The 23,069-nt window shown below is 70.3% G+C and carries 24 protein-coding genes; 12 read left to right on the top strand and 12 right to left on the bottom strand.

Annotated features, from left to right (window positions below; genetic code table 11):
- Positions 1-302 precede the first annotated feature (302 nt).
- The 3 genes from ACFXBC_RS25270 to ACFXBC_RS25260 form a co-directional block, all read right to left on the bottom strand.
- Positions 303-1,370 carry a D-alanyl-D-alanine carboxypeptidase family protein gene (locus ACFXBC_RS25270; RefSeq protein WP_385028718.1) on the bottom strand — a complete coding sequence of 356 codons (1,068 nt, stop codon included), beginning with the start codon at positions 1,368-1,370 and terminating at the stop codon, positions 303-305.
- A 344-nt stretch (positions 1,371-1,714) separates the two neighbouring features.
- Positions 1,715-3,106 (bottom strand): chloride channel protein, encoded by a 1,392-nt coding sequence (locus tag ACFXBC_RS25265; protein ID WP_385028715.1) that lies wholly within the window; start codon positions 3,104-3,106, stop codon positions 1,715-1,717.
- Between the two features lie 157 nt (positions 3,107-3,263).
- On the bottom strand, positions 3,264-3,956 hold the full coding sequence (locus ACFXBC_RS25260) for a DUF4232 domain-containing protein (RefSeq protein ID WP_385028712.1): 693 nt from the start codon (positions 3,954-3,956) through the stop codon (positions 3,264-3,266).
- A 131-nt stretch (positions 3,957-4,087) separates the two neighbouring features.
- On the opposite strand from ACFXBC_RS25260, the gene ACFXBC_RS25255 reads away from it, so the two are divergent.
- Together ACFXBC_RS25255 and ACFXBC_RS25250 are read left to right on the top strand one after the other, a co-directional pair.
- The gene (locus ACFXBC_RS25255; RefSeq protein ID WP_385028709.1) at positions 4,088-4,630 is read left to right on the top strand and encodes an AAA family ATPase; all 543 of its coding nucleotides are present in this window, start codon (positions 4,088-4,090) and stop codon (positions 4,628-4,630) included.
- Positions 4,631-4,844: 214 nt separating this feature from the next.
- Positions 4,845-6,299, top strand: coding sequence for a hypothetical protein (locus tag ACFXBC_RS25250; RefSeq protein ID WP_385028706.1), 1,455 nt, complete (start codon positions 4,845-4,847; stop codon positions 6,297-6,299).
- Positions 6,300-6,307: 8 nt separating this feature from the next.
- On the opposite strand, the gene ACFXBC_RS25245 is transcribed toward ACFXBC_RS25250, so the two are convergent.
- The gene (locus tag ACFXBC_RS25245; protein ID WP_385028703.1) at positions 6,308-6,829 is read right to left on the bottom strand and encodes an NUDIX domain-containing protein; all 522 of its coding nucleotides are present in this window, start codon (positions 6,827-6,829) and stop codon (positions 6,308-6,310) included.
- An 85-nt stretch (positions 6,830-6,914) separates the two neighbouring features.
- On the opposite strand from ACFXBC_RS25245, the gene amcB reads away from it, so the two are divergent.
- The 3 genes from amcB to ACFXBC_RS25230 all read left to right on the top strand — a co-directional run bounded on the left by amcB (position 6,915) and on the right by ACFXBC_RS25230 (position 9,138).
- The gene (gene amcB / locus ACFXBC_RS25240; RefSeq protein WP_385028700.1) at positions 6,915-8,195 is read left to right on the top strand and encodes a cyclophane-forming radical SAM peptide maturase AmcB; all 1,281 of its coding nucleotides are present in this window, start codon (positions 6,915-6,917) and stop codon (positions 8,193-8,195) included.
- Complete coding sequence (gene amcA / locus ACFXBC_RS25235) at positions 8,192-8,380, top strand: multiple cyclophane-containing RiPP AmcA (RefSeq protein ID WP_385028697.1); 189 nt, start codon at positions 8,192-8,194, stop codon at positions 8,378-8,380. The genes amcB and amcA overlap by 4 nt, the downstream gene beginning before the upstream one ends.
- Positions 8,381-8,451: 71 nt before the next feature.
- Positions 8,452-9,138, top strand: a complete 687-nt coding sequence (locus ACFXBC_RS25230) for a pentapeptide repeat-containing protein (RefSeq protein ID WP_385028694.1) — start codon at positions 8,452-8,454, stop codon at positions 9,136-9,138.
- Between the two features lie 848 nt (positions 9,139-9,986).
- Here ACFXBC_RS25230 and ACFXBC_RS25225 read toward each other — a convergent pair.
- Positions 9,987-10,187: a DUF397 domain-containing protein gene (locus tag ACFXBC_RS25225; protein ID WP_385028741.1), complete on the bottom strand. Its 201-nt coding sequence runs from the start codon at positions 10,185-10,187 to the stop codon at positions 9,987-9,989.
- A 10-nt stretch (positions 10,188-10,197) separates the two neighbouring features.
- Positions 10,198-11,022, bottom strand: coding sequence for a Scr1 family TA system antitoxin-like transcriptional regulator (locus ACFXBC_RS25220; RefSeq protein WP_385028691.1), 825 nt, complete (start codon positions 11,020-11,022; stop codon positions 10,198-10,200).
- A 139-nt stretch (positions 11,023-11,161) separates the two neighbouring features.
- Between ACFXBC_RS25220 and ACFXBC_RS25215 the strand changes: the two genes are divergently transcribed.
- Genes ACFXBC_RS25215 through ACFXBC_RS25205 form a run of 3 tightly spaced genes read left to right on the top strand, consistent with a single transcriptional unit; the run spans position 11,162 to position 12,052 of the window.
- Positions 11,162-11,440: a hypothetical protein gene (locus ACFXBC_RS25215; RefSeq protein WP_385028688.1), complete on the top strand. Its 279-nt coding sequence runs from the start codon at positions 11,162-11,164 to the stop codon at positions 11,438-11,440.
- On the top strand, positions 11,440-11,868 hold the full coding sequence (locus ACFXBC_RS25210; RefSeq protein ID WP_385028685.1) for an ATP-binding protein: 429 nt from the start codon (positions 11,440-11,442) through the stop codon (positions 11,866-11,868). The genes ACFXBC_RS25215 and ACFXBC_RS25210 overlap by 1 nt, the downstream gene beginning before the upstream one ends.
- A gap of 7 nt (positions 11,869-11,875) precedes the next feature.
- Positions 11,876-12,052, top strand: coding sequence for a hypothetical protein (locus ACFXBC_RS25205; RefSeq protein WP_385028682.1), 177 nt, complete (start codon positions 11,876-11,878; stop codon positions 12,050-12,052).
- 50 nt (positions 12,053-12,102) lie between these two features.
- On the opposite strand, the gene ACFXBC_RS25200 is transcribed toward ACFXBC_RS25205, so the two are convergent.
- Positions 12,103-13,173 (bottom strand): hypothetical protein, encoded by a 1,071-nt coding sequence (locus ACFXBC_RS25200; protein WP_385028678.1) that lies wholly within the window; start codon positions 13,171-13,173, stop codon positions 12,103-12,105.
- A 126-nt stretch (positions 13,174-13,299) separates the two neighbouring features.
- Entirely contained in the window at positions 13,300-13,755 is a 456-nt protein-coding gene (locus tag ACFXBC_RS25195) for a hypothetical protein (RefSeq protein WP_385028675.1), read from the bottom strand.
- A gap of 304 nt (positions 13,756-14,059) precedes the next feature.
- On the opposite strand from ACFXBC_RS25195, the gene ACFXBC_RS25190 reads away from it, so the two are divergent.
- Complete coding sequence (locus tag ACFXBC_RS25190; protein WP_385028672.1) at positions 14,060-14,509, top strand: universal stress protein; 450 nt, start codon at positions 14,060-14,062, stop codon at positions 14,507-14,509.
- Positions 14,484-15,596: an adenylate/guanylate cyclase domain-containing protein gene (locus ACFXBC_RS25185; protein WP_385028669.1), complete on the top strand. Its 1,113-nt coding sequence runs from the start codon at positions 14,484-14,486 to the stop codon at positions 15,594-15,596. Before ACFXBC_RS25190 ends, ACFXBC_RS25185 begins: the two co-directional genes overlap by 26 nt.
- A 149-nt stretch (positions 15,597-15,745) precedes the next feature.
- On the opposite strand, the gene ACFXBC_RS25180 is transcribed toward ACFXBC_RS25185, so the two are convergent.
- The 4 genes from ACFXBC_RS25180 to ACFXBC_RS25165 all read right to left on the bottom strand — a co-directional run bounded on the left by ACFXBC_RS25180 (position 15,746) and on the right by ACFXBC_RS25165 (position 20,999).
- Positions 15,746-16,591, bottom strand: a complete 846-nt coding sequence (locus ACFXBC_RS25180) for an EamA family transporter (protein ID WP_385028666.1) — start codon at positions 16,589-16,591, stop codon at positions 15,746-15,748.
- The gene (locus tag ACFXBC_RS25175) at positions 16,588-17,076 is read right to left on the bottom strand and encodes a YbaK/EbsC family protein (protein WP_385028663.1); all 489 of its coding nucleotides are present in this window, start codon (positions 17,074-17,076) and stop codon (positions 16,588-16,590) included. Before ACFXBC_RS25175 ends, ACFXBC_RS25180 begins: the two co-directional genes overlap by 4 nt.
- A gap of 250 nt (positions 17,077-17,326) precedes the next feature.
- On the bottom strand, positions 17,327-18,991 hold the full coding sequence (locus tag ACFXBC_RS25170) for a penicillin-binding transpeptidase domain-containing protein (protein ID WP_385028660.1): 1,665 nt from the start codon (positions 18,989-18,991) through the stop codon (positions 17,327-17,329).
- 238 nt (positions 18,992-19,229) lie between these two features.
- Positions 19,230-20,999, bottom strand: a complete 1,770-nt coding sequence (locus tag ACFXBC_RS25165; protein WP_385028657.1) for a dolichyl-phosphate-mannose--protein mannosyltransferase — start codon at positions 20,997-20,999, stop codon at positions 19,230-19,232.
- Between the two features lie 61 nt (positions 21,000-21,060).
- Between ACFXBC_RS25165 and rsmI the strand changes: the two genes are divergently transcribed.
- Positions 21,061-21,948, top strand: a complete 888-nt coding sequence (rsmI, locus tag ACFXBC_RS25160; RefSeq protein WP_385028654.1) for a 16S rRNA (cytidine(1402)-2'-O)-methyltransferase — start codon at positions 21,061-21,063, stop codon at positions 21,946-21,948.
- Between the two features lie 332 nt (positions 21,949-22,280).
- Entirely contained in the window at positions 22,281-22,715 is a 435-nt protein-coding gene (locus ACFXBC_RS25155) for a hypothetical protein (RefSeq protein ID WP_385028651.1), read from the top strand.
- Positions 22,716-23,069: the final 354 nt, after the last annotated feature.

The raw sequence follows: 23,069 nt of genomic DNA, 5'->3' as shown, positions 1-23,069 counted from the left end.
GTCGAGTGCGGCAGTCGAGTGCGTCTTACGGAAAGTGAGATGGGCCGCTCTTGGGTCGAGTTCACGGATCTCTGTCCGGAAGCTGTAACAGGCGTCCGTTACATTGCGGCAGCTCGGACGGGTAGACGCGGCCCCGTCCCGGCTGCTGCCCCCGCGCACGGCCCGCCGTACACGACCGGTGCACGGTCCGCCGTACGCGAAAGGCCCCCGCTCGTCCTCCGTGGGGGTGGGGACGGGCCGGGGGCCTGCGGTGCAGCGCGGGGAGCGCGCGCTCCGCGTTCAGCGCTGGGGGCGCCTGCTGTTCAGTGGGCGAAGCCCCAGTCGAGCATCTTGGCGGCGTCGTCGAAGCGCGCCTTGTCGGTCTTGTCCCTGAGGACCACGCCGATCAGGGTGCGGTTGTCCCGCTTGGCGGCGAAGACGACGCAGTACCCGTCCTCCGGGCCGCTGCCGGTCTTGACGCCCAGGGCACCGTCGTAGCTGCCCAGCAGCTCGTTGGTGGTGTTCCAGGTGTAGTACCGGGTGTGACCGTTGGCCGCCGGGGCCTCGGTCTTGTACTGCTTCTTGTTCACGACGTCGACGAACACCGGCTGCATCATGGCGCGCTGGCCGAGCTTGGCCAGGTCGCGTGCGGTGCTGTGGTTGTTGCCGTGCGAGATGCCGTCGAAGGTGTCGAAGTGCGTGCCCTTGAGGCCCAGCTGCTGCGCCTCGGCGTTCATCTGGCTCACGAAGTCGGCGATCCGCGCGTCCGGGGTGTCGCCGGTGCCGAAGTTGTCGGCCAGGGCCATGGCGGCGTCGTCGCCGGACGGGATCAGCATGGCGTTCAGCATCTGCCGGACCGTCAGCGTGTCGCCGGTCTGGAGGTCGGCCGTGCTGCCGCCGGCCTTCTGGACGTAGTCGCGGTAGTCCTGCTTCACCGTGATCTTGTGGTCCAGCCACTCCGGGTGCTTGAGCACCACCAGAGCGGTCATGATCTTGGTGGTGCTGGCCATCGGAACGCTCTCGTCGGCCTTCGAGCCCGCCCACATCTCTCTCTCCTGGCTGCCGTCGCGGGCATCGAGGAGGAAGGCGTGGTCGGCGCTGATCTGGGGGCCGGCCTGGTCGTTCGTGGCCTGGTTGTCCGTGCCCTGTGCGGCGGCGTCCTTGACGGTGTGCTGCACCGTCCTGGTCTGCGGCTGGGCGCTCTGGTCCTGGCCGCCCGGGGCGGTGGCCTCGCTGCCCTGCTGGGCGCTGTCGTCGGCGGAGTGGGTGGCGGGGGTGGCCGCCTGGGCGAGGCCGACGGCGCTGAGCGGCAGGGCGGCCCCGACCAGGGCGACGGTCGCGAACCGGACTCCGGTGCGGTGTATCCGGTTGGGGCGGGCGTGGGAACCCATGGGCGTCCCTCCTCCCGGCGCGAGGCGCCGGTGTGCAGTTGGAAATAGGTTTATACCGAACCTACTTGCGCGATGACAGCGACTGTCAAGTTGGCTCTGTCATAGCCAGGTAACGGCGTTCGCTTCTGTGTAGATGTTGTGCGGGTGGCCGGTGGGGCCTGTGGGGCTGCTCGCCCGGGGTGCCCGGCCGACTCCCCTGGGGCATCGGAGCCCGTCAGCGTCCTGCCGTGCGGACCCGGTCGCCAACTCCGTTGCGCTGGGCCGGTTGTGTCGTCCCGTCTGCCCCGCGTACGCGCCGTTACGCGCCCCCCTGTCGGAGGTGCCGGGCTGCCGGGCGGCCGGGGTCACGCGGGCCCGGGGGCGGGTGCGTGTCCGGGTGTGGTGCCGAGGGAGGGCGTGGCGCCGGTAGCCGCCTCCTCTGCCGGTGGCGGGTTGAGCCGCGCCGACACCACATGGCAGACCACCACCGCCACGATCACCAGCGGCATGACCGTGACACCGTCGTGGCCCAGCAGCAGCGTGGCCAGCAGTACGGAGGTCATCGGCAGCCGGAGCAGCGCCACCGACATCGCGCCCATCCCCATCGCCGCCGCGGAGACGAACGGCAGCCCCGGCAGATGCGACAGTGTGACCCCGCCGGCCGCCCCGATGAACAGCGCGGGAAAGATCGGGCCGCCCCGGAAGGCCGCGAGCGACACGCAGTAGGCGAGGCTCTTGCAGGCGAGCAGCAGCACCAGGGCGCCCAGCGAGTACGAGCCGGTGCTGAGCAGGAGGTGCGGCAGCGCGCTCTGCCCGGAGAACAGCACATCGGACGCGGCCTTCCCGGACCCCTCGGCGTACGCGATGGCCAGCCCCGCCACGGCCAGGCCGACCACCGGCGTCCAGAGCACCCGGCGCCGGTTCACCTGTGGCTGCAGCCGCAGCGCCAGCCGGTGGACCGCCGAACCGAGCAGCCCGGCGGCGACCCCGATCACCAGCGCGTACCCGAACTGGGCCACGTCCGGGCGCCCCGCGTGGGGAAGGCTCGGGATGGTCAGGGTGCCGACCCCGAAACCGGCCCAGGTGCCGAGCCCGGTGAAGACCAGCGAGCCGATCCCCGCGGCCAGCAGCCCCGGTACGAGCACGATCCCGAGCATCGGGCCGGCCAGGCCGGAAGCCTCCATCAGCAGAAACGCCCCGACCAGCGGCGACCCCAGCAACGCGCTGATCGCGGCGAAGCTGCCCGAGGCCGCGACCAGGGCCTGCTGTGACGCGGTGGCTCCCGGCCGCAGCAGCCGGAATCCGTACAGGGCGAGACCGCCGCCGAGCGCGATCAGCGGGGCCTCCGGGCCGACCACCGCACCGAATGCGAGCGAGGCGACAGCCGCGAGCAGGATCCCGGGCAGCTCCGCGGCGGACGCGGTCCCCTGGGTCTTGAGTCCTTCGGCGGGCTGATGGCCGCCGTTGCCCGGCAGGTACTGGACAGCCAGCGCCGTCAGCAGCCCGCCGACCGCGAGCAGCGGCAGCGGCCACCAGACGGGCGCACTGTGCAGGCCGAGCGCGTGGGGCAGGCTGGAGAAGAGGGCCTTCTGCAGATGCTCGACCGCCTGGAGGAAGCCGTAGGCGCCGGCCGAGAGCACCACTCCGAAGAGAGCCGTCAGGACGAGGAGCATGAGGTAGCCCCTGGTCCGCAGCGGCCCGAACGGGTCCGCGCGCAGGGCTGCCTGCTGGTCGGCCTCTGGTCCGTCCGCTGGCATCAGGGTCTCTCCTCAGGCGGTCCGGGGTGGCCCGGTCCGGCCCGGTACGGGTCCGGTCCGGCGCGGTCGGCTGCCTGACGATGATGTCAGCAAGAGGGATGTATCGGTGCATAACGGAAGCTGAGTCGGCGCGAGAGACGTACGGGGGACCTGCCGGTCAGCTGGTGGTGGCGGTGGCGGAGACGGCGGTGACCTGGAAGGAGTCACCACAGACCCGGATGCCACTGGTGCCGGTACCGGTGACGGCGGCGGTGTTGTTGGGCGGGTACACCTTGATCTTGGCCGCCTTGGCGTCGCACTTCCCGTCGGTGACTCCCTCGTCGGGCGTCTTGACCTGGGCGTGCAGCACCTGACCGGGCTTGAGGGTGATGGCCTTGTTGTCACCCTCCTGCGAACGGGAGGCGGCCTTGCCGATCTGGTGGCCCTGGGCGTCCAGGAGGGAGAGGCCGGGGAAGCCCTGCACATGACAGGTCGCCTTGTTCCCGGTGAGCTGCAGGTCGTAGTAGATGGAGTTCATCTCCTGGCCCTTGGCGACGAGCCGGGCCCCGGTGAAGTCGTCCGTGGTGCAGTCGGAGCGCACCTCGCGGGCGCTGCCGCCGCTCGTCTTCGCGGACTGCTGCTTCACCCCGTCCGTGGTCTTCCCGGTGTCGCTCTTGCTGCTCTTGCTGTCGTCGCCGGACGAGGAGGCCTGCCCCTGATCCGATGAGCCGGACGCAGCCGCCGAGACGGAGTGATCGGCGCTGGTCGTCTTGGTGTCATTGCTGCCACAGGCCGCGAGCGAGAGCACTCCGGCCGCAGCGGTCGCGGCAAGCAGGAACGTACGGTTTCGGCTGTTCGTCTTCATACGCATGCGTCTTGCCTTTCATTCAGGTCTTATCCGGGTCTCTTTACGTGTGATGCGCGGACCCGCGACAAAGTTCCTGGACGGCCCCCGTGTCACCCGGTGGGCGGCACCTCGACGACGGGCCCTACCATCCGCCCATGCAGCGCATCCTCGTCGTCGGCATCACCGGGGCCGGAAAGACCACCCTGGCGCGAGCCCTCGCCGCCCGGCTCGACCTGCCGTTCCACGAGATGGACGCGCTCCAGTTCACCGGCCCGGACTGGGCGGTCGACCCCGCCATGCGCGAACGGGTCGCGGCGATCGCCACCACCCCCGCCTGGATCTTCGACTCCTTCGGCTACCCCGAAGTCCGTGACCTGCTGTGGTCCAGCGCCGACACCGTGGTCTGGCTCGACTACTCCCGAGCCGTCATCATGCCCCGCGTACTGCGCAGGTCCCTGCGCCGGACGCTGCTCCGCGAACGGATCTTCGGCGGCAATGTGGAGCCCCTGTCCTCCTGGTTCAGGAAAGACCACCCGGCGTGGTGGTCCTGGTCCCAGCACGCGGCGCGCCGCGCCGAGATAGCCCGCCGCTCGGCCGACCCCCGCTTCGCCCCGCTGCGCGTGCTCCGTTTCCGCTCACCGGGGGAGGCCGCGCAGTGGCTGCGCGACCAGCCCTCCCCGCCGCCGGTCTCGGGCTGAACCTGCTGTGTTACGGGGCGAGTTGGCCTGGGCGTCCGCGGTGACGTCCACGAGGTGAACGGCGCCTCCGGTCACACGTCCTGGCCGTGCTGGTACACGAACGATTACCTGGCCATGCTCCGTAGCGCCCCGGTCCTGAACGCGCGTCGACTGTAGGCGAGTTGGGTACGACACGGTCCGACCGGCGGTTCGATCTCGGCGACGGAGGCGCACCATGAAGAGCGCGCATACGGGGTTCGCGGCGTTCGAGACCAGAGCGGGTGAAGCTGCCCGGACCTTGCTGCACAACCAGGGGTACGACGGCGGGTGGGGCCTCACCCTGACCTCGGTTTCGTCGATCGTCAACACCAGCGAGGTCCTGCCGATTCTGCGGGCCGCCGGAATCGCCGGGCAGCCGGTTCGGCAGGGGCTCGATTTCCTCACCGGTGCCATCCCGGAGCACTCGCGGCCCCGGCCCAAGGGCGGTCGTGGTGAGTACACCCGGTTCATCGCCTTCGGCCTGGCCGGGCTGCTGTCCCACGCTCGTTTCTTCCATCACAAAGGCGTCGCGGAGGCTGTGGCCTGGTGCGTCGGCTGGCTGGAGGACCACCAGGTCGACCACGGCTGGCCCGAGGTCCTCGGACTCGACGACACCTCGCTGCACCAGACCGCCCTGGTGGTGCACCGGCTCGCCGAACTCAGAGATACCCTCCATGACTTCGGTCCCGGGCTCCGCTTACCTGGCGGGGTGAAGACCAACAGCCTGCTGGAGCGCGTCGTACCGCTGATCGGCCACGGAGTGCACGGCATGCTCTACCACCGGCGCCCCAGCGGGGCATGGGGGTGGCGCACCTACGTCGACACCGACCCGAGCCCGAGCAAGACCGCGCTGTGCCTGCTCGCGCTGTCGGCCGTCTGCACCGGAACCGGGCCGGGCGGCGAGCCCGCGTACCGGGACAGCCCGCGGGAGACCGGTGGGGTGCACGGCTCGGTGCAGAAGAAGCGGCTGTCCGAAGTGGTCGCCGAGGCCGGCCAGTGGCTGCTGCACAACCACCACCGGTGGGAGACGTTCGTCGAGAATGACAAGGACGTGCAGGGCACGGCCTGGGAACACATGGCGTACGCGTTGTGCACCCAGGCCGCCATGCGGGCCGGAGCCAGCCCACGAGACCCCCGGCTGGCCAAGGCGTGGAAGCTGATGAACAGCCTGTGGGACTCGGAGGCCGGGCTGTGGAACGAGTCAGGCGCTTCGGGCAAGCGCGCCACCATCCGGGCCGCGTACTACACGGTGTCGGCCTACGAAGAAGCGATGCAGCGTCTGGGCCGAATGAACCTCGCCGACAGCACCGCCGAGTACACGAGCGGGGCGTCGGCCGAGATGGTCATCGTTCGTGTAGCACTCGGCCTGGGCCGCACCGTCCTCGTCGGAGCACGCGACAGCGAAGGAAGCGTGGTGTGTGAGCTGTCGGAGCGCCTGTTCGACGTGGTCCAGGTCGTGCATGACGCGCCCGGGGCCGGGCTGTCGACTGAGCGGATCGCGGCGGCGCTCTATGTCGCTCCGTCCTCGGTGCCCAAATACGTTCAGCGCCTCAACCAGGCCATCTCCGCGGCCTTCGGAGGCGCCCCGGCCCGACTGCTGCTCGCCGGCACGGTGGACGGGGCCAGCGGCTATCGCCTGGCGGGACGGTAGGCCGTCGCCTACGGCGTGGCCCGCTCCTCGGCCACCGGATAGTTCAACAGAGCGAACCGTGCAAGGGAACGGACCTGGTCGAACGTCTTGAGGGTGTCGAGGTCCTCCGGGCCGAACCAGGCGGCGCCGTGCACTTCTTCGAGCTGCGCCTGCACGGCCTGCTCCCGGGTGCCCGGCTGCCGCTGGACATAGAAGAACTGCACCAGCGCCGGGGTGGCGAACCCTTCCCGCTCGATGTCGACGTAGAACGGCACGGGCTCGGGCGTGGCATTGGCATCGGCAGGGTGGATCTCCGGCTGACTGGAGGTGGCCTGCACGAGCAGACCGGTCTCCTCCTTGAACTCGCGCACCGCGGTCCCGGCGAAAGACTCGCCGGGCTCGATATGGCCGCCCGGCGGTACCCATTTGTCGAAGCGGTTGTGGTGCACGAGCAGCACCTTGCCATGCTCGACGAGGTAGCCCGAACAGATGTAGACGAAGCCGGTATCCCGGGACGTCCGGCCGTCTTGGATCAGAATCGAGCGAGGCACGTCCGCCACGATATCCCACCGCGTTGCACTCGAACTCCTGTGCATATCAGGGGACTTCGGTGCTTTCATCGCAGCGACCGATGACATGTCATCGGCAATGACACCGCGATGTCATCGGGTGCACGTCACGACGGGACGCATGGTGGTGACATCCCGGCCCGCGGCTCTCCTGGCCGCAGTCGGCGATACCTCTGTCCGTCGTGGAGAGGACTCCGATGCGCTCTCGCCCGTCCTCGTGGCGTGCCCGGTATCAACAGCGGTTCGCTGCCCCGCAGACCTGGTGGTTCAGCCTACGACCTGGTGCAATCTGGACTGCCGGTACTGCTATCTGCCGTTTCGCAAGCTGAAACACCAGATGTCGGCGGAGGTCGCCGAGGCCCTGGCGCAGGAGGTGGCCCAGTTCGACGACAGCGGCCATCCGGTCGGCGTCGTCTGGCACGGCGGGGAACCGCTCGCCGTCGGCCGGCAGAAGTTCGAGAGCCTGCTCGCGCCGTTCGAGGGCTTGCGCTGTGCGGGCCGGGTTCACCACTACCTGCAGACCAACGCGACACTTCTCACCGAGTCGTGGTGCGCACTTCTGGCCGCGCACGACGTCCGCGTCGGGGTGAGTATCGACGGACCGGCCGACTTGAACGCCGAGCGTGTCGATCTCCGGGGCAAGCCCGTTTTCGACCGGATTCTGCGCGGCATGACGAAGCTGCGCGAGCACGGCATCCCGTTCTCCGTCATCTCGGTGGTCGGCGCCCTGGGCATCACGATGCCGGAGGAACTGTTGGAGTTCCTGTCCGCCCTGGGCGGTCACTCGGTGGGTTTCAACATTGAGGAGATCGAGGGGGTCAACACCGACCGGCAGCCGCCCACCGCGGTCCAGGCCGAGGAGTTCTGGCGCCGCACCCTCACCTGGTCCCGTGAGCACCCTGACGCCCCGGTGGTCCGGGAAGTCGACCGCCTCGCCGAGTATCTCCAGCTGATCCGTTCCGGCCAGAGAGCAGAGTGGGAACGGCGCCGCCTCGATCCGATTCCCACGGTCTCCTGGAAGGGCGATGTGGTCCTGCTCTCTCCCGAACTCGCGGACACAGAGGCCCCCGAGTACGACCACTTCGTGGCCGGCAACATCCTCGAACAACCCTTGGCCGAGATCCTCCGTGAGGCCCACCGGCTCGGCTACGTACGCGACTTCCTCACCGGCCTCGACCGATGTCAGGCCGAATGCCAGTTCTTCGACTTCTGCCGGGGAGCACAGGCCGCCAACCGCTACTTCGAGAACGGCAGTCTCCGGTCCACCGAGACCAACTACTGCCGGGTCTCCCGGCAGGCCCTGGTCACAGCCCTGGCCACGCTCGCAACGAAGGAGACAGCAGCATGACCGTTCTGGACGGGCTCGCCACATCCGAAGCCCCCATCGTGCTGGAGTTGACAGCCACGCACGACGCTCCGCCCCCAGTCATCGTTGGAACGCCGTGGGACAACCGGCCCACGTGGGACAACTGGACGAAGAGTCCGGCACCCTTCGACAACCGTCCGACCTGGGACAACTGGAACAAGAAGTAGCCGCTCGGTGCTGCTGCCCTCTTCAAGGCCGACAGCACCGGCGACCGAGTCACCGCGTTGAAAGGCTGTTGATGGACACCCGCACGATCCGCCGCACGAGCGTCACCCTCTCCGCCCTGCACGAGCCGGGCCGCTACCTCTCCCACATCACCTCGCTGGAGGGTGGACGCGGGCGGCTCGCGGAGTTCCACTACGCCGACGCCGATCTGCGGGACCTCGACCTGGCCGACACTCACCTGCTCGATGGACGGATCGCCGGCCTGAAGACCCAGCGCACCCGCCTGGAGAAGCTGCGCGTCGACTCCGTGGAGTTCATCGGCTGTGAGCTGTCCTCCCTGCAGTGGACCGACAGCAAGATCTCCAGAGCCGTCTTCCGCGATTGCAAGCTCATGGGCGCCACCCTCGAAGACGTCGCGCTCGACAACGTGCTGTTCGAGAACTGCAAGCTCGACTACAGCACTCTCGCCCGCGTCCGGGCCACCGGTCCCGTGATCTTCTCCAAGTGCTCGCTGCGCGAGACCACCTTCGCCGCCGCCGACTTGGGCGCCGCCCTGATCGACGCCTGCGATCTGCGGCTGACCGAGTTCGACGGCGGGAAGTACCGCGGCCTGGACCTTCGGGGCAACACCCTCTCGCAGCTGCGCGGCCTCTCCTCGCTCAAGCAGATCCTCATCGATCAGGCCCAGACACTCCAGCTGGCCGAGGCCCTGGCCGCCGAGCTGGACGTCACCTTCGGTGAAGACCTCGACGACAAGTAGCCACACACCTGCCCCCAGGGAGGCACGGCCATGTGCCCGCGACTCGCATTCGACACGTTCGAGGACATACGCGGCCGGTGCGAAATCGCGCCGGTCCGGAGGGCCGGCAACGAGCCCTGCTACGACGAGGACGCCATCGTTCCGGACGAGAACTGGGAGACGATCACCGCCGCTGACGCCGAGGTGCATCGTGCCGATGGCTCGGTGCCGGACAGCGTTCGGATCGAACTCGTACGCCGCCCGCTGCCCGACCTCGACCCCGATGGTTTCGCGGGCCGCCTCGAAGCAGCCGCCTGCCTCGATCCCCTCAACGGCGGCTGGCCCACCGAACTCCTGGGTTGCACGGTCAGCCCCGGCAACCGGGCCACCACCACCGAAGACTCCACCAAAGGTTGCCGGATCGGCCTGCACGTCGACAACTTCGACCGGCTGCGGTACGACCGACGCCACCAGGGCCGCAGGCGACTCTGCCTCAATCTCGGTCCCGGCCCCCGATACCTCCTCATCGGCGACCACGACATCCAGCAGATCTGCCGCACGCTGTACGCTGCCCCGGACCGGCACCACCCTCACACCGACGACATCCGCCGGTACGTTGCCGCAGGACATCCGCTGCGCTGCCTGCGCATCCGCCTCGATCCGGGCGACGGGTACATCGCCCCGACCGAGCTCCTCGCTCACGACGGCTCGACCGCCGGAATCGACCGTCCCTCCGTCGCCGCGTTCTGGCTCGGCCGACCCCCGCTTCGCGCCGCTGCGCGTGCTCCGTTTCCGCTCACCGGGGGAGGCCGCGGTGTGGCTGCGCGACCAGCCCTCCCCGCCGCCGGTCTCGGGCTGAACCTGCTTTGTTACGGGGCGAGTTCCCCGCCCTTCACGGCGGTGACGAAGGCGGACCAGCCGTCGGCGGGGAAGGCGAGGGCGGGGCCGTGGGGGTTCTTGGAGTCGCGGACGGGGATGACAGTGTGCCCGTCAACCACTTCGAGGCAGTCGTTCTGTTCGACACCGCTGTAACTGGACTTGCGCCATCCGGTCAGAACCGTGGCGTCCATGACGACCTGCTCACTTCGACGCATGTGCGTATTCCTTCGCTACGGCCCTCACCAGGGCCAGTGAATCCGTGCGCGACAGTGCGTCGCTCAGGGCCAGATCGTAGACCTTCTGGCATTTGCCGACCAAGGCTGGATCATCGATCAGATGCCCGGTTTTCACTCCCTCCGAGTAGGCAATGGGCGGGGCGTCAGCGAACTCCATGAGATAGAGCAGTCCATCCATCAACGCGTGGGCTCCGATGCTGAACGGCATGACGTGCAGCCGCAGGCGTCCTGATTCGGCCAGGTCTGTGATCTTGTTGAGCTGGTCGGCCATGACCTTCGGTCCACCCACCCTCCGCCGGAGGACTGCCTCGTCCAGCAGGCACCAAAGTACGGGCCGTGACGGCCTATCGAACAGCGCAGCCCGAGCCTGACGGATGACAACGGCTTCGTCTAGTTCCTTGTCCTCATAGTTCGGTGAGCCCTGGCGGAAGACCGCGCGCGAGTACTCCTTGGTCTGGAGCAAGCCGGGGACGAGTGAGGGGGAGTAGTGGCGGAGTTCGGACGCCTGCTGCTCCAACTCGGCTACGGGAGCGAAGTACTGGGTGAATTTGGTGTCCAGGTCCTTCAGCCAGCGGGCGAAGAACCCGTCCGTCCCCAGCACCCGGTCCAGTCGCTGGGCATCGTCCGGGGTGGGCAGGCGGCGCCCCGCCTCCCAGTGGCTGACCAGCGTCGGGGAGCAGACCACTGCCTCGCTGACCGTCTCCTGGGTCAGGCCGGCGGCGATCCGCCGGATCCTCAGCTCCTCGCCGTACTTCTGCCGGATCGTGCGCGACACCGGTGCCCCTGCCATGGGACCAACTCCCTCACTTGAACGTCGCGTTGTCAGGTCGAAACCCCTAGAAGCGTAGCGACGCAAGCCACACGCTGTGAGTTATTCGTCACAGTGCGACACAAGTCCACGTGTGGTCAACACCAACAGGAGCGTCCCTATGCGCAGGTTCCTTGCCTGTCTCGCCGACCCGGTGATCCGATTGCTGAACAGGTCGGCGAGACGGCGGCCGGACCCGCGGCCCCCGGTCGAACTCCGGCGCCGCCGCCTCCTCGTGTGCCGGGCGTCGCTGCCGCTCGGTCACCGACTGCTGCCTCACCTGGGCTCGTTCTCGTCCCTGGCGTACGACCGTCTGGCGCTCAGCCGTATCGCCTGGTTCGACCTGCACGGCGTCGAGGTCGGGCCGCCGTGCCCGCTGCACGGTGTGGTGGTGCGCTGATGGAGGCGACCACCGAGGACGCCGTGGTGCGGCGGTGGAGCCGGCGGCCCGTCTGTGTCGCGCGGGCCCGTGCGGAACTCCGTACCGTACTGGAGAGTTGGGGCCTCACGCCGCTCACCGACACCGCTTGCCTCGTCCTCTCCGAGCTGCTGACCAATGCCGGGCGGCACGCCGTGGTCTCACCGGGGCGGGAGATCGAGACCCGCTTCCTGCGGGGTGCGCACGGGCCCGGTGTCCGTATCGAGGTGCACGACGCCTCGTCCGTCCCGCCCCGCATGCTCGCCCCGGGTCCGGACACGGAAGGGGGCAGGGGCCTGCTCCTGGTGGAGGCGCTGGCCGACAGCTGGGGCTTCGGCGAGCGGGGCGGGCCCGGGAAGGTCGTCTGGGCGGAGCTGGGACCGGGCGGCGGTGGCGGTGGTGCCGAGTGAGCGCGGTATGTGCGCCGTCCTGGTGGTCCGCGGTGACCTCATCAGGGTCCAGGGGGAGTGGCACGAGGTACGGGCATCGCGGCTCGACCGGTTCACGACGGGCGGCGCGGTCGTCGTGCTGACCCTGGCGGAACGCCCGCCGCTGCGGGTGCCGGTGTTCCTGCGCATGGACGTCGTGCGCTGAGCGAACGGCCGGTAAGGGGAGGGCGGGGGCCCCAGGCCCGGGGACGGGCCTCAGGGGGTGCCGGTCTCCGCCGGCCGGAGTTCCGTACGGAGGAGTGCGAGCGCCGCGCCGGCCACGGGGAGGACCAGTGCCGTCATGAGCAGCATGCTCACCGCGGCCGGGACGACCTCCATCACCGAACCGGCGGCGTACGGGTTGTCGTGCGTGAGCCACAGGACGGCGAGACCGACCGGGTGGGCGAGGGGTCCCGCCGCGTACACCAGGATGTTGTACGCGGCGGTGACGGCCGCCGAGAGCAGGAGGCCCACGCCCAGCGCCCGCCACCTTCGCGCACCGCCCGTCAGTGACCAGGACCGGCGTACGGCGGCCCGCGCGGTGGGCGCGCCGTTCACCGCGGCGGCGGTGGCGAGAATCAGACGGAGCCATACGAAGAGCGCGAGGGCGATCACCAGGGACGTCGAGCCGTTGCCCAGCAGCCGGTAGGGCGTACTGCTCCAGTAGTCGAGCCGCGGGATCTCGATGCCCAGCATGCCGCCGCTCCGGTAGAAGGCGGCCACGAGATAGGCCAGCAGGATCAGGGGCGCCACGCAGAGGACCGTCAGGAGCTGTACGCGGATGGCGCGCCCGAGGTACGGGCGGCTGCGCCGCCACAGTTCGCCGGGGCTCAGCCACCGGTCGGCCGTCTCCGCGTCGCGGACGGCCACGGCATACGCGACGAGCAGCAGGGTGAGGACGAAGACGCCGACCACCACCAGCAGCACCATGAAGGGGAAGCTTCTGAGGAAGATGGAGGTGTACTGCTCCGGGAAGTAGCCCACGGGCGGGTCCTCGTACGCGATCTCGGCGCGGGCCCCCTTCCAGGTGACGGCGAAGTTGTGCCAGGAGAGGGCGAACGCCCCCGCCACCAGCGCGGCGCCCACGAGCGCGGCGAACAGTGCGACGCCGAAGGAGAAGCCGTACAGGCCGCGCCATCCGCCGCGGAAGAGTTCCAGGGTGTCTGCCGTGATCCGGCGCCGGGTGGTTCCTGCGCCCCTCGTATCAGCCGGCGCTCCCGTGTCCTCCCGGGAGCCCGGGACCGTCGCTCCGTCCGGCACCGCCGCCCGGCCCTTCTCCCGCGTCACTGCTCGCGCCCCTCTCCGTAACCTCTCGGCGGAGCCGTCTTCCGCCGGTTCCGCTTATGCCCGCACCGCACGACGTCAGTCACCTCGGCTTCCTCGTCGTGTGCGGGGCGATTTCACGCTCTTCGATCAGTGCTTGACCGGGGGGCAGTAGCCGGTGTTCTCGCCGATGGTGTTGATCTCGGCGTTGGAGCGGGAGTCCCCGGCGTAGTCGATCTGGTTGGTGCAGCTCGTTCCGGGCTTCTTGGGGGTACCGGCGGGCTTGCTGCCCTTCTGCGGCTTGGGGCAGTGGCCGGTGTCCGCGCCGATGCTGTTGATCTCGGCGTTGGAGCGGGGGTCGCCCGCGTAGTTGATCTGGTTGGTGCAGCTCACCCCGTCCTTCGCGGAGGAGCCCGGCGACGAGTCCTTGGCGGTCTTGGAGACGGGAGCGGGGGAGTGCGTACTCGCGGAGCTTGAGGAGGATGACGAGCCGCCCTTGGACGACGAGGCCGCGTCGGTGCCGTTGTTGTCACAGGCCGTGAGCGCCAGACCGGCGGCGACAGCGGTGAGGGCGAACATCGAGATCTTCTTCGTCCGGACGAGCATCATTCTCTCCTCAATGGGTTCTGACCTTGGGAACACCGGCCGGCCGGCCGGTTACCGGGCCTCTCGCCGTGCTTCTGGAAATTGAGATGCCGGGCGGTTCAGGGGAGTTCCTGGCGTGATCGCCGTATGACAGGACCGTGACATTCCGGCGGGAGGCGACGCAGGTCCCGGCCGACCGGATTTGGCGTGCGGGGAGCATCCGAGTGGCCCGCCCCGCAACGGATTTGTCAGTGCCGCACAACCTCCGAGCGGACTGTCCGCGCGGGCTCGTGAGGCGGTCCGCGGGCGGCTATGGTCACCCGTCATGACCGCATACGAGACCGTGATTGTCGGCACCGACGGGTCGACTTCGTCCTACGCCGCGGTGGACCGGGCGGCCGCCGTCGCCGTCTCGAACGGCGCCCGGCTCATCGTGCTCTGTGCCTACCGGCCCATCGGCAGGGAGGACAGCCTCGCCGCTCAGGACGCGCTGCGCGGTGAGGCGTACCAGGTCGAGGGTTCCGCGCCCGCGGAGCAGACCCTGCGGATCGCCCGGGGGCGCGCGGAGGCCGCCGGGGCGCGGGAGATCGAGACGCTGGCCGTGGAGGGCGACCCCGTACCGGCGCTGGCCCGTGCGGTCACGGACCGGAGCGCGAGCCTGGTCGTCGTCGGCAACCGGGGGCTGAACACCCTGGCGGGGCGGCTGCTCGGATCCGTGCCGTCCGACATCGCCCGCAAGGCGGACGCCGATGTCCTCATCGTGCACACCACCTGAGGCCCGGATGTCCGAGGCCCGGATGCCCGAGACCCGGATGACCGCCCCCGGGCTGGAGGAGACGCTCCTCGGGGGCGCCCGCCGGTACACCCGTGAGCAAGTCGCCGAGGAGTCCGGGCTTCCGCCGGATGACCTCCGCAGGCTGTGGCGGGCCCTCGGCTTCGCCGCCGTCGACGATGACGCGGTGATCTTCACCGACGCCGATGTGGCCGCCGCCCGCACTGCGGCCCGGCTGTTCGGTTCCGGTCTTGTCGCACCGGGCCAGGAGTCCGCCGTCACCCGGGCCCTCGGACACCATCTGGCGCGGCTGGCGGAGTGGCAGATGTCCCTCGTCGTCGCGGACCAGGACAGCGAGGCCACCGGGGCGGCCGGGGCGGCCGGGGCGCACGGTGAGACGTCCCGCGCGCGCGGCGCGGCCGAGGCCGCGGCCGAGGCGCTGCCCGCCCTCGAACACCTGCAGAACTACGTCTGGCGCCGCCACCTCGCCGCGCACGCGGGCCGGGTCACCGCCGCCCCGCCGGACGCCGGGCGCTCCGGGCAGGTGATCGGCTTCGTGGACATGGTCGGGTACACGGCCCTCACCCGGCGCGTCGGTGAGGCGGCGCTCGTGGACGTACTGGAGCGTTTCGAATCCCTGGCGGCCGATGCCGTCTCGCGGCACGGCGGCCGAATCGTGAAGACCATCGGGGACGAGGTGCTGTTCCTCTGCGACAGTCCCGGCGCAGCCGCCGATACCGCCCTGGAGCTGACGGAGTCGGCCGAACGCGACACCGTACTGCCGGAGTTGCGCACCGGGCTGGCCTACGGGCAGGTGGTGCACCGGCTCGGTGATGTGTACGGCGAGGTGGTGAACATCGCCGCCCGCCTCACCTCCGTCGCGCGCCCCGGCACGATCCTCACCGACGAGTCCTTCGCGACCGGGATCGGCCGCTCCGCGCCCGGGGGAGGGGCGGACGGAGGCGCGGACGGCGGGGGCGGCGCCGGTGGTGCGGGCCCCGGCGCCCCGTACCGGCTGCGCTCCCTGCGCCCCGTCTCGGTGCGCGGCTACAGCAGACTCCGGGTGTACGCCCTGCGCCGCGGCCGGTAGGCGGATGCGGCGCAGGCGGTTGTACGTCTGCCCCCGATGTACGTCCTGCCCGTGACGTCCTGCCCGTGACGTCCTGCCCGTGACGTCCTGCGCCCGACGCCCGACGCCCGACGCCCGACGCCTGATGCCCGGAACGCCCGGACTCCCCGCTAAGCCGTATGCAGCATCAGCCCGATGCCGACCACCATCAGCCCCGCCGCCGCGATCCTCGGTGCCCCGAACCTCTCCTTGAAGAAGAGCGCACCGATCGCCGCGCCCACGATGATCGACGACTCGCGCAGCGCGGCGATCGGGGCGAGCGGGGCGCGGGTCTGGGCCCACAGGACCAGGCCGTACGCGACCACCGACATCGCACCGCCGATCAGCCCCTTGCTGGCGTACGGGCGCAGCTGGGCGGTGAGTTGGCCCCGGCGCCGGTAGAGCGCGTACGCCGGGATGGCGATGCCCTCCAGGATCATCAGGTAGGCGATGTATCCCAGCGAGGAGCCCGAGTCGCGGACGCCGACGCCGTCGACTGTCGTGTACGAGGCGACCGCCAGGCCGGTGGCGAGCGCCGCGATGATCGCCGGCCACTGCGGGCGGGACCCCTTCAGGCCCCAGAGCGCCACGCCGACGAGTCCGGCGCAGGCCACCGCGACCCCCGCGAGCTGCCAGCCGTTCGGGACCTCATGGACGAAGACCGCGGCCAGCACGGTCACCACGAGCGGGGCGGTACCGCGCGCGATCGGGTACATCTGGCCGAAGTCGCCGAGGCTGAACGACCGCATGAGCAGCAGCATGTACGTGACGTGGAGCGCGGCCGACACGAGCAGATACGGCCACGCCGCCGCGGCCGGGAAGGGGACGAACAGCGCGCCCAGTGCGCCGACCAGCAGCCCGCCCCCGGAGATCAGGGTGAAGGAGACCAGCTGGTCCTTGATGTGGTGGGCAATGGCGTTCCAGCTGGCGTGCGTTATCGCCGCGAGGACGACGGCGAGGATGACCGTGAGTGTCACGCGGCGGACTCCCGGACATCCGCGAGTGTGGCGCCCGCGTGGGCGACCACCGCCTTCGGCTCCAGGGCGAAGACCGTGTGCGGGGTGCCCGCGGCGGCCCATACGACGGGGTGCTCAAGGAGGCCGCGGTCGGCGATGACCCGGGTGCGGCTGCGGTGGCCGAAGGGCGGCACCCCGCCGATCGCGTACCCGGTGGTCTCCCGTACGAGAGCGGCGTCGGCGCGCTTGACCTTCTCGGCGCCCAGCACCTCCCGTACGAGGTCCGTGTCGACCCGGGACGACCCGTCCAGCAGGACCAGGACGGGCGCCCCGTCGGCCTCGAAGACCAGTGACTTGACGATCGCGCTGAGCTCGCAGCCGATCGCGGCCGCCGCCTCGGCCGCTGTCCGCGTCGCCTCGGGAAATCCGCGGACCTCGACCTCCAGGCCCAGTTCACGCAGCGCCTCGGCGAACCGGGGATTGACAGGGGGTTCGGAAGTGCTCATGGTCCGTCACGCTAGCGGCCGGTGTACGTACCACGCGAACTTGTTGTCACTTTCCGAGACAAGCTCAGGGGCTGTCCGGCGGATCAGGGCGCAGGTGTCGCCGGTTCCCGATCGGTCCTGGTGAGCGGGGTCTGGTGCGTCCAGCTGCAAGGCGGAGGAGGGCGGCGACGCGGAGCGTCGTCAACCGACGACAACGCCGCAGATGGGCGTGCCAGGCCCCGCGTCTGCGGCGTGATCCGCCGGACAGCCCCTAGGAGCCCGCCGCCAGCACCGCCGCGACCACCGGGCCCGCCGCGTCGCCGCCGTGGCCGCCGGACTGGACGACCGCCGCAGCGGCCAGGTCGTCGCTGAATCCGGTGAACCAGCTGTTGGACTTGCCCTGGGCGTCGACCTCCGCCGAGCCGGTCTTGGCGCCCTTGTACCCGCCGACCCCCGACATTGCCGCGGTGCCCGTCCCGTACCCGGCCGTCGCCGTGGTGTGCATCATGTCGCGCAGCTGCTGCGCGGTGTTGGCCGGGAGAGGCTGCGCGGTGGCTGTGTCGCCCTCGCGCAGTGACCTGGGCACGATGACCGGCTGGTGGAACGCGCCGCTGCGGGCGGTGGCGGTGACCGACGCCATGTTCAGCGGGTTCATCTGGACGAGACCCTGACCGATCATCGCCGCCGCGGTGTTGGGGCCGGACGTCTGCGGCACGCCGCCGTCGAAGGTGGGGATGCCGACGTTCCAGACCGAGCCGATGCCGAAGTACTTCTTCGCGGTGTCCGGCAGGGCGGTGTCCGCGATGCCGCGGTCGTTCAGCTTCCCGACCGGCTTGATGAAGGCGGTATTGCAGGAGCGCGCGAACGCCTGCTCCATGGTGCCGCCCGGGATGGAGAAGTTGTCCAGATTGTGGAAGGTCTGGCCCTGCCAGAGGACCGAAGGCTCGCAGAGGAGGGGGCTCTTCTCGGATGCCAGACCGTTGTCGATGAGCATCGCGGCGGTCATGATCTTCATCGTCGAGCCGGGCGCGAGCTTGCCCTGCGTCGCCGCGTCGAAGGCGTCGGCGCGGTTGTTGGCGATCGCGCGTATCTCGCCGGTGCTCGCCTTGACCGCTACCACCGACGACTCGCTGAACTTCTTCACCGCCGTCTCGGCCGCCGCCTGCGCCCCCGCGTCGAGCGTGGTGTGCAGCAGGGCGGGGGTGCCCTTGGAGAGGGTCAGCAGGGTCCGGGCGGGGGTGGCGTCGTCCGAACCGTCACCCGAGATGTACGTCTCGATGCCCGGCTTGCCGCCCGCCTTGTCGCCGTACTTCTGCCGCAGCGAGTCCAGGACCGGCCCCAGCGAGGGGTACTTCGCCTTCGTCAGCTCCGCCCCGTTGTGGTCGACGGCTTTGACGGGCGCGGACTCGGCCTCACCGGTGGTGAGCGTCTCGTCCTTCTTCAGGTCCGGGTGGATCACCGAAGGTTCCCAGTCCACCAGCGCCCGGCCCGTCGTCACCCCGCGTACGACTCGCAGCGAGGACGCGTACGACCAGGGCTTGGTCTTCCCCTCGTACGAGACGGTGGCCTTCACCGTGAACGGCACCTTCGCACCCGAGGCCGCACCGGGCGTCAGGGTCACCTTGCTGACGTGGGCGTCCGTGCGGTAACCGGCAAGCAGCGGCTGTGAGTCGGCCGCGTTGTCGGTCAGCCCGGCCGCCCCGTCCGCGTCGCCCTTCGCCCAGGCCGCGAGGAAGTCCTTGGCCGTACCGCTGATCTCGTCCGCGGTCGGCGGGCCGGTCCGCCGGGCGGGCGCGGCCTGGGCCGTGTTGATGGAGCCGCCCCCGCCGCCCGAACCGTCCACCGCGTTCCAGATGTTGTATGCGCCGTAGCCGACCCCGCCGGCCACCACCGCGAACACCCCGCCCACGATGCCTATCTTCGCCCCGTTACGCACTGCTGCGTCCCCTCCCCAGGAGTCTCTTTGAACATGTTCAAGAGAGTTGTGTTCAGCAGCGTACGGGACAGGGGTGGCGCCGGGGGCGTCGTTACCCGACCGGAATCATGGGCGACGCCCGACGCCCGACGCCCGACGCCCGACGCCCGACGGCGGACGCCCGACGCCCGACGCCCAATGCCGACGCCCGACGCCCGACGGCGGAGAGAGCGGCGGACGCAGGCACCGGATCCCCGCGTCAGATCCAGGTGTTCAGCCACATCCGGTTGTTCCACTGGCTCAGCGGGATCGCGTCCCCGGTGAACAGCGGCCAGAAGTAGATGAAGTTCCAGACGATCAGCAGCACCAGGACACCCGCACCGATCGCCCCCACCGCACGGCGCCGCTCGCTCGACCCGGGCGGACCGAGGATCGCGCCGATCATCATGGCGACGGCCAGACAGAGGAACGGCACGAAGACGACCGCGTAGAAGAAGAAGATCGTCCGCTGCTGGTACATGAACCAGGGCAGATACCCGGCCGCGATCCCGCACGCCACGGCCCCGGCCCGCCAGTCCCGGCGGAAGGCCCAGCGCCACAGGATGTACAGCACCGCGAAGCACCCCGCCCACCAGAGCAGCGGGGTGCCCATCGCGAGCACCTCGCGGGCGCAGTTCTCGGTGCCCTGCGGGCAGCCGTCCACGCCCGGCTTCGGGGACTCGTAGAAGTACGAGACGGGGCGGCCCACCACGAGCCAGCTCCACGGGTTCGACTGGTACTGGTGCCCCTCGGTCAGATTGACGTGGAAGCTGTAGACCTCGGCCTCGTAGTGCCAGAAGCTGCGCAGTGACGCGGGGACCCAGCTCATGTCGAACTGCGGCAGATGGACCGTGCCCAGCACCGGCAGCTTGATGTGGTCGGGGGAGAGCCCGGCGCGCTGGTTCGCCCAGTCGCGGAAGTACCCGCCCTTGGCCACGAACCAGCCGGTCCAGGAGAGCATGTACGTCACCACGGCGACCGGCACCGTCGAGACGAAGGCCGGCAGCACGTCATGGCGCAGGACGGCGCGGTAGGGGCGGACGGCACCGGCCGTGCGGCGGGCTCCCACGTCCCAGAGCACCGCCATCACCGCGAAGAAGACCAGGACGTACAGCCCGTTCCACTTGGTGGCGGCGGACAGTCCGAGCAGCACACCGGCCACGATCCGCCAGGGCCGCAGCCCCAGCCGCACGGTGCTCGCCACCCCGCTGTCGGGCCGCAGCCCGCCCTCTTCGCCCACCGGCAGGGCGGCGGCCAGCCGGGCCCTGGTCCGGTCCCGGTCGATCAGCAGCGCCCCGAAGGCCGCCACCACGAAGAACATCACGATGAGGTCGAGCAGCGAGGTGCGGCTCATCACGAAGTGCAGCCCGTCGACCGTCAGCAGCGCGCCCGCCAGACACCCCAGGAACGTCGAACGCAGCAGCCGCCTGCCGATCCGGCAGATCATCAGCACCGAGAGAGTGCCGAGCAGCGCGGTCATGAAGCGCCAGCCGAACGGCGTGAAGCCGAAGAAGTGCTCACCGGCCCCGATGAGCCACTTGCCCATCGGCGGGTGCACCACATAGCCGGGGTCGGACGGCACCGAGACGTGTGCGGGGTTGGCCAGGATCGCGTTGTTGATGTTGTCCGGCCAGTGGCCCTCGTACCCCTGGTGGATCAGCGCCCAGGCGTCCTTCGCGTAATACGTCTCATCGAATATCACCGCGTGCGGGCTGCCCAGGTTCCAGAACCGCAGCACCCCGGCGACCAGCGTGACAAGGAGCGGGCCGCCCCAGGCGGACCAGCGCACCAGCCGCTCCGCGAGGGCGGGGGAGATGCCGAGCACGTGCCACACCTGCGGTCCTGGCGAGGCGTACGGCGGCACCAGCCGCTCGCGCAGTCCTGCCCCGCGCGGGCCTGCGTACCCGAAGCGGCGCAGCCTGCGCCCCCAGGCGGGCGGCTGTTCCCCCGGGTCTTGGCCCTTCAGGGCTTGAGGCGCTGTACTCGTCACCGCGCCATCGTAGGGAACCGGACTGTGAGAGTGGTGTGCACGGGGCTGGGAGAATGGAGTGGTGACAGGAATGCTGGTACTCGCAGGGACCCCCATCGGTGATGTGTCGGACGCGCCGCCCCGGCTCGCGGAGGAACTGGCGACGGCCGATGTCGTCGCCGCCGAGGACACCCGGCGGCTGCGCCGGCTGACCCAGGCGCTGGGCGTCCAGACCACGGGGCGTGTCGTCTCCTACTTCGAGGGCAACGAGTCGGCCCGTACCCCGGAGCTGGTCGAGGCGCTGACCGGCGGGGCACGGGTGCTGCTGGTCACGGACGCGGGCATGCCCTCGGTCTCGGACCCCGGTTACCGGCTGGTCGCCGCGTGCGTCGAGCAGGACATCAGGGTCACGGCGGTCCCGGGGCCGTCGGCCGTGCTGACCGCGCTGGCGCTGTCCGGGCTGCCCGTCGACCGCTTCTGCTTCGAGGGCTTCCTGCCGCGCAAGGCGGGCGAGCGGCTCGGCAGGCTCCGTGAGGTCGCGGCCGAGCGCAGGACGCTGGTGTACTTCGAGGCCCCGCACCGGCTGGACGACACGCTCGCCGCGATGGCGGAGGTCTTCGGCGCGGACCGCAGGGCGGCGGTCTGCCGTGAGCTGACCAAGACGTACGAGGAAGTGAAGCGCGGCGGGCTGAAGGCGCTCGCCGAGTGGGCGGCGGACGGCGTACGGGGCGAGATCACGGTCGTGGTCGAGGGCGCCCCCGATGCCGGGCCGCAGGAGCTGGACCCCGCCGAGCTGGTGCGCAGGGTGCAGGTGCGCGAGGAGGCCGGCGAGCGGCGCAAGGAGGCCATCGCGGCGGTCGCCGCCGACGCGGGGCTGCCCAAGCGTGAGGTGTTCGACGCGGTGGTCGCCGCCAAGAATGCGGCGAAGGAGGCGGGTACGGGGCCGGTCAAGGGCGGGGGACACGGGTGAGGGGCCGGGCAGCGGAAGCGGGCAACGGGACGGTCAAGGGCGCGGGTGCCTGAGGGTGTCTGAGGGCGCCCGTGTGACGCCCGAGTGTGCCCGTACGGCGTCGGACCGTGGCCGTCACGGGGCCCGGCGGCGCAGGTGTGCCACCGGGAGGTAAAGGACCCGCGCGGTTGGCAAAGCGGGCAACGTGATCACGGGACCTTAGGCCACGAGCAGGCCAAAACCGGTCCAATAGTCGGCAGCACCTGATGCATTCCGGGAGCCGGAGGCGTCCACTGGGAAGTGGGACGGAATCGCCCCACGGAAGGCTTGTCCGTCGGACAAGAGGAGCTGGCATGAGTGAGATAGTTGAGAGCACCGCCCACGAGGCGTATTCCTTCGCCTGTATGCGGTGTGGCCATGGCTGGGAGCAGTCGTACGAGATCGAGCACCACGTAGGCGCTTCCGGCGAGAACTTTGTCGTATACCGGGCCGACGGCGAGCGTGTTCCCTCGCCGCTTTCCAATCCGAGCTGTCTGAACTGCGGCGGCCACGTCGTACGCATCATGAGGTCCGGGCGGGTCTCGTCGGTGCAGAATCTGCTTCATTACCCGGACACCGTCACGCCGCCCGCCGGACCGTTCGGGGCCGGCAGGGACGCCGCGCACCAGGAGACCGGCTCCGGGACCCCGCACGACACCGCAGCCGCGGGCGGGGCGACCCCCGCACCCGCCGAGCACCACCACTGGCAGCTCCGGGACCTGCTGCACCCCTTCCACCACCGCGGGTAGACGACCGTTCCCCGCGGGTGGACCACCGCGTCCACCGAGGCCCTCCCCAAGGCAGGACCGGCCCCCGCACGGCGGCCCTCCCCGAGGCAGGCCCGGCACCAGGGGCCGGGAGGCGCCCCATAGGATCGGGCGCCATGAGCAAGGACACCGCGCCGCCGCCGCTGCCCGCACCGCTCGCCGTGCCGGTGGCCGACTCGCACACCCATCTGGACATGCAGGACACCACCGTGGGGGGGGGGGGGGGTGGGTGGCGGGGGGGGGGGGTGGTGTCCAGCGGTGGGGGGGGGGGGGGGGGGTGGGGGGGGGGGCGGACGAGCGGTGCGTAGCGGGCGTCTGTGGAGTGGCGGGCGCCGG

The sequence above is a fragment of the Streptomyces sp. NPDC059398 genome (assembly GCF_042751845.1).
GTDB lineage: Bacteria > Actinomycetota > Actinomycetes > Streptomycetales > Streptomycetaceae > Streptomyces.
This window is presented reverse-complemented; position numbering and strand designations above follow the sequence as displayed.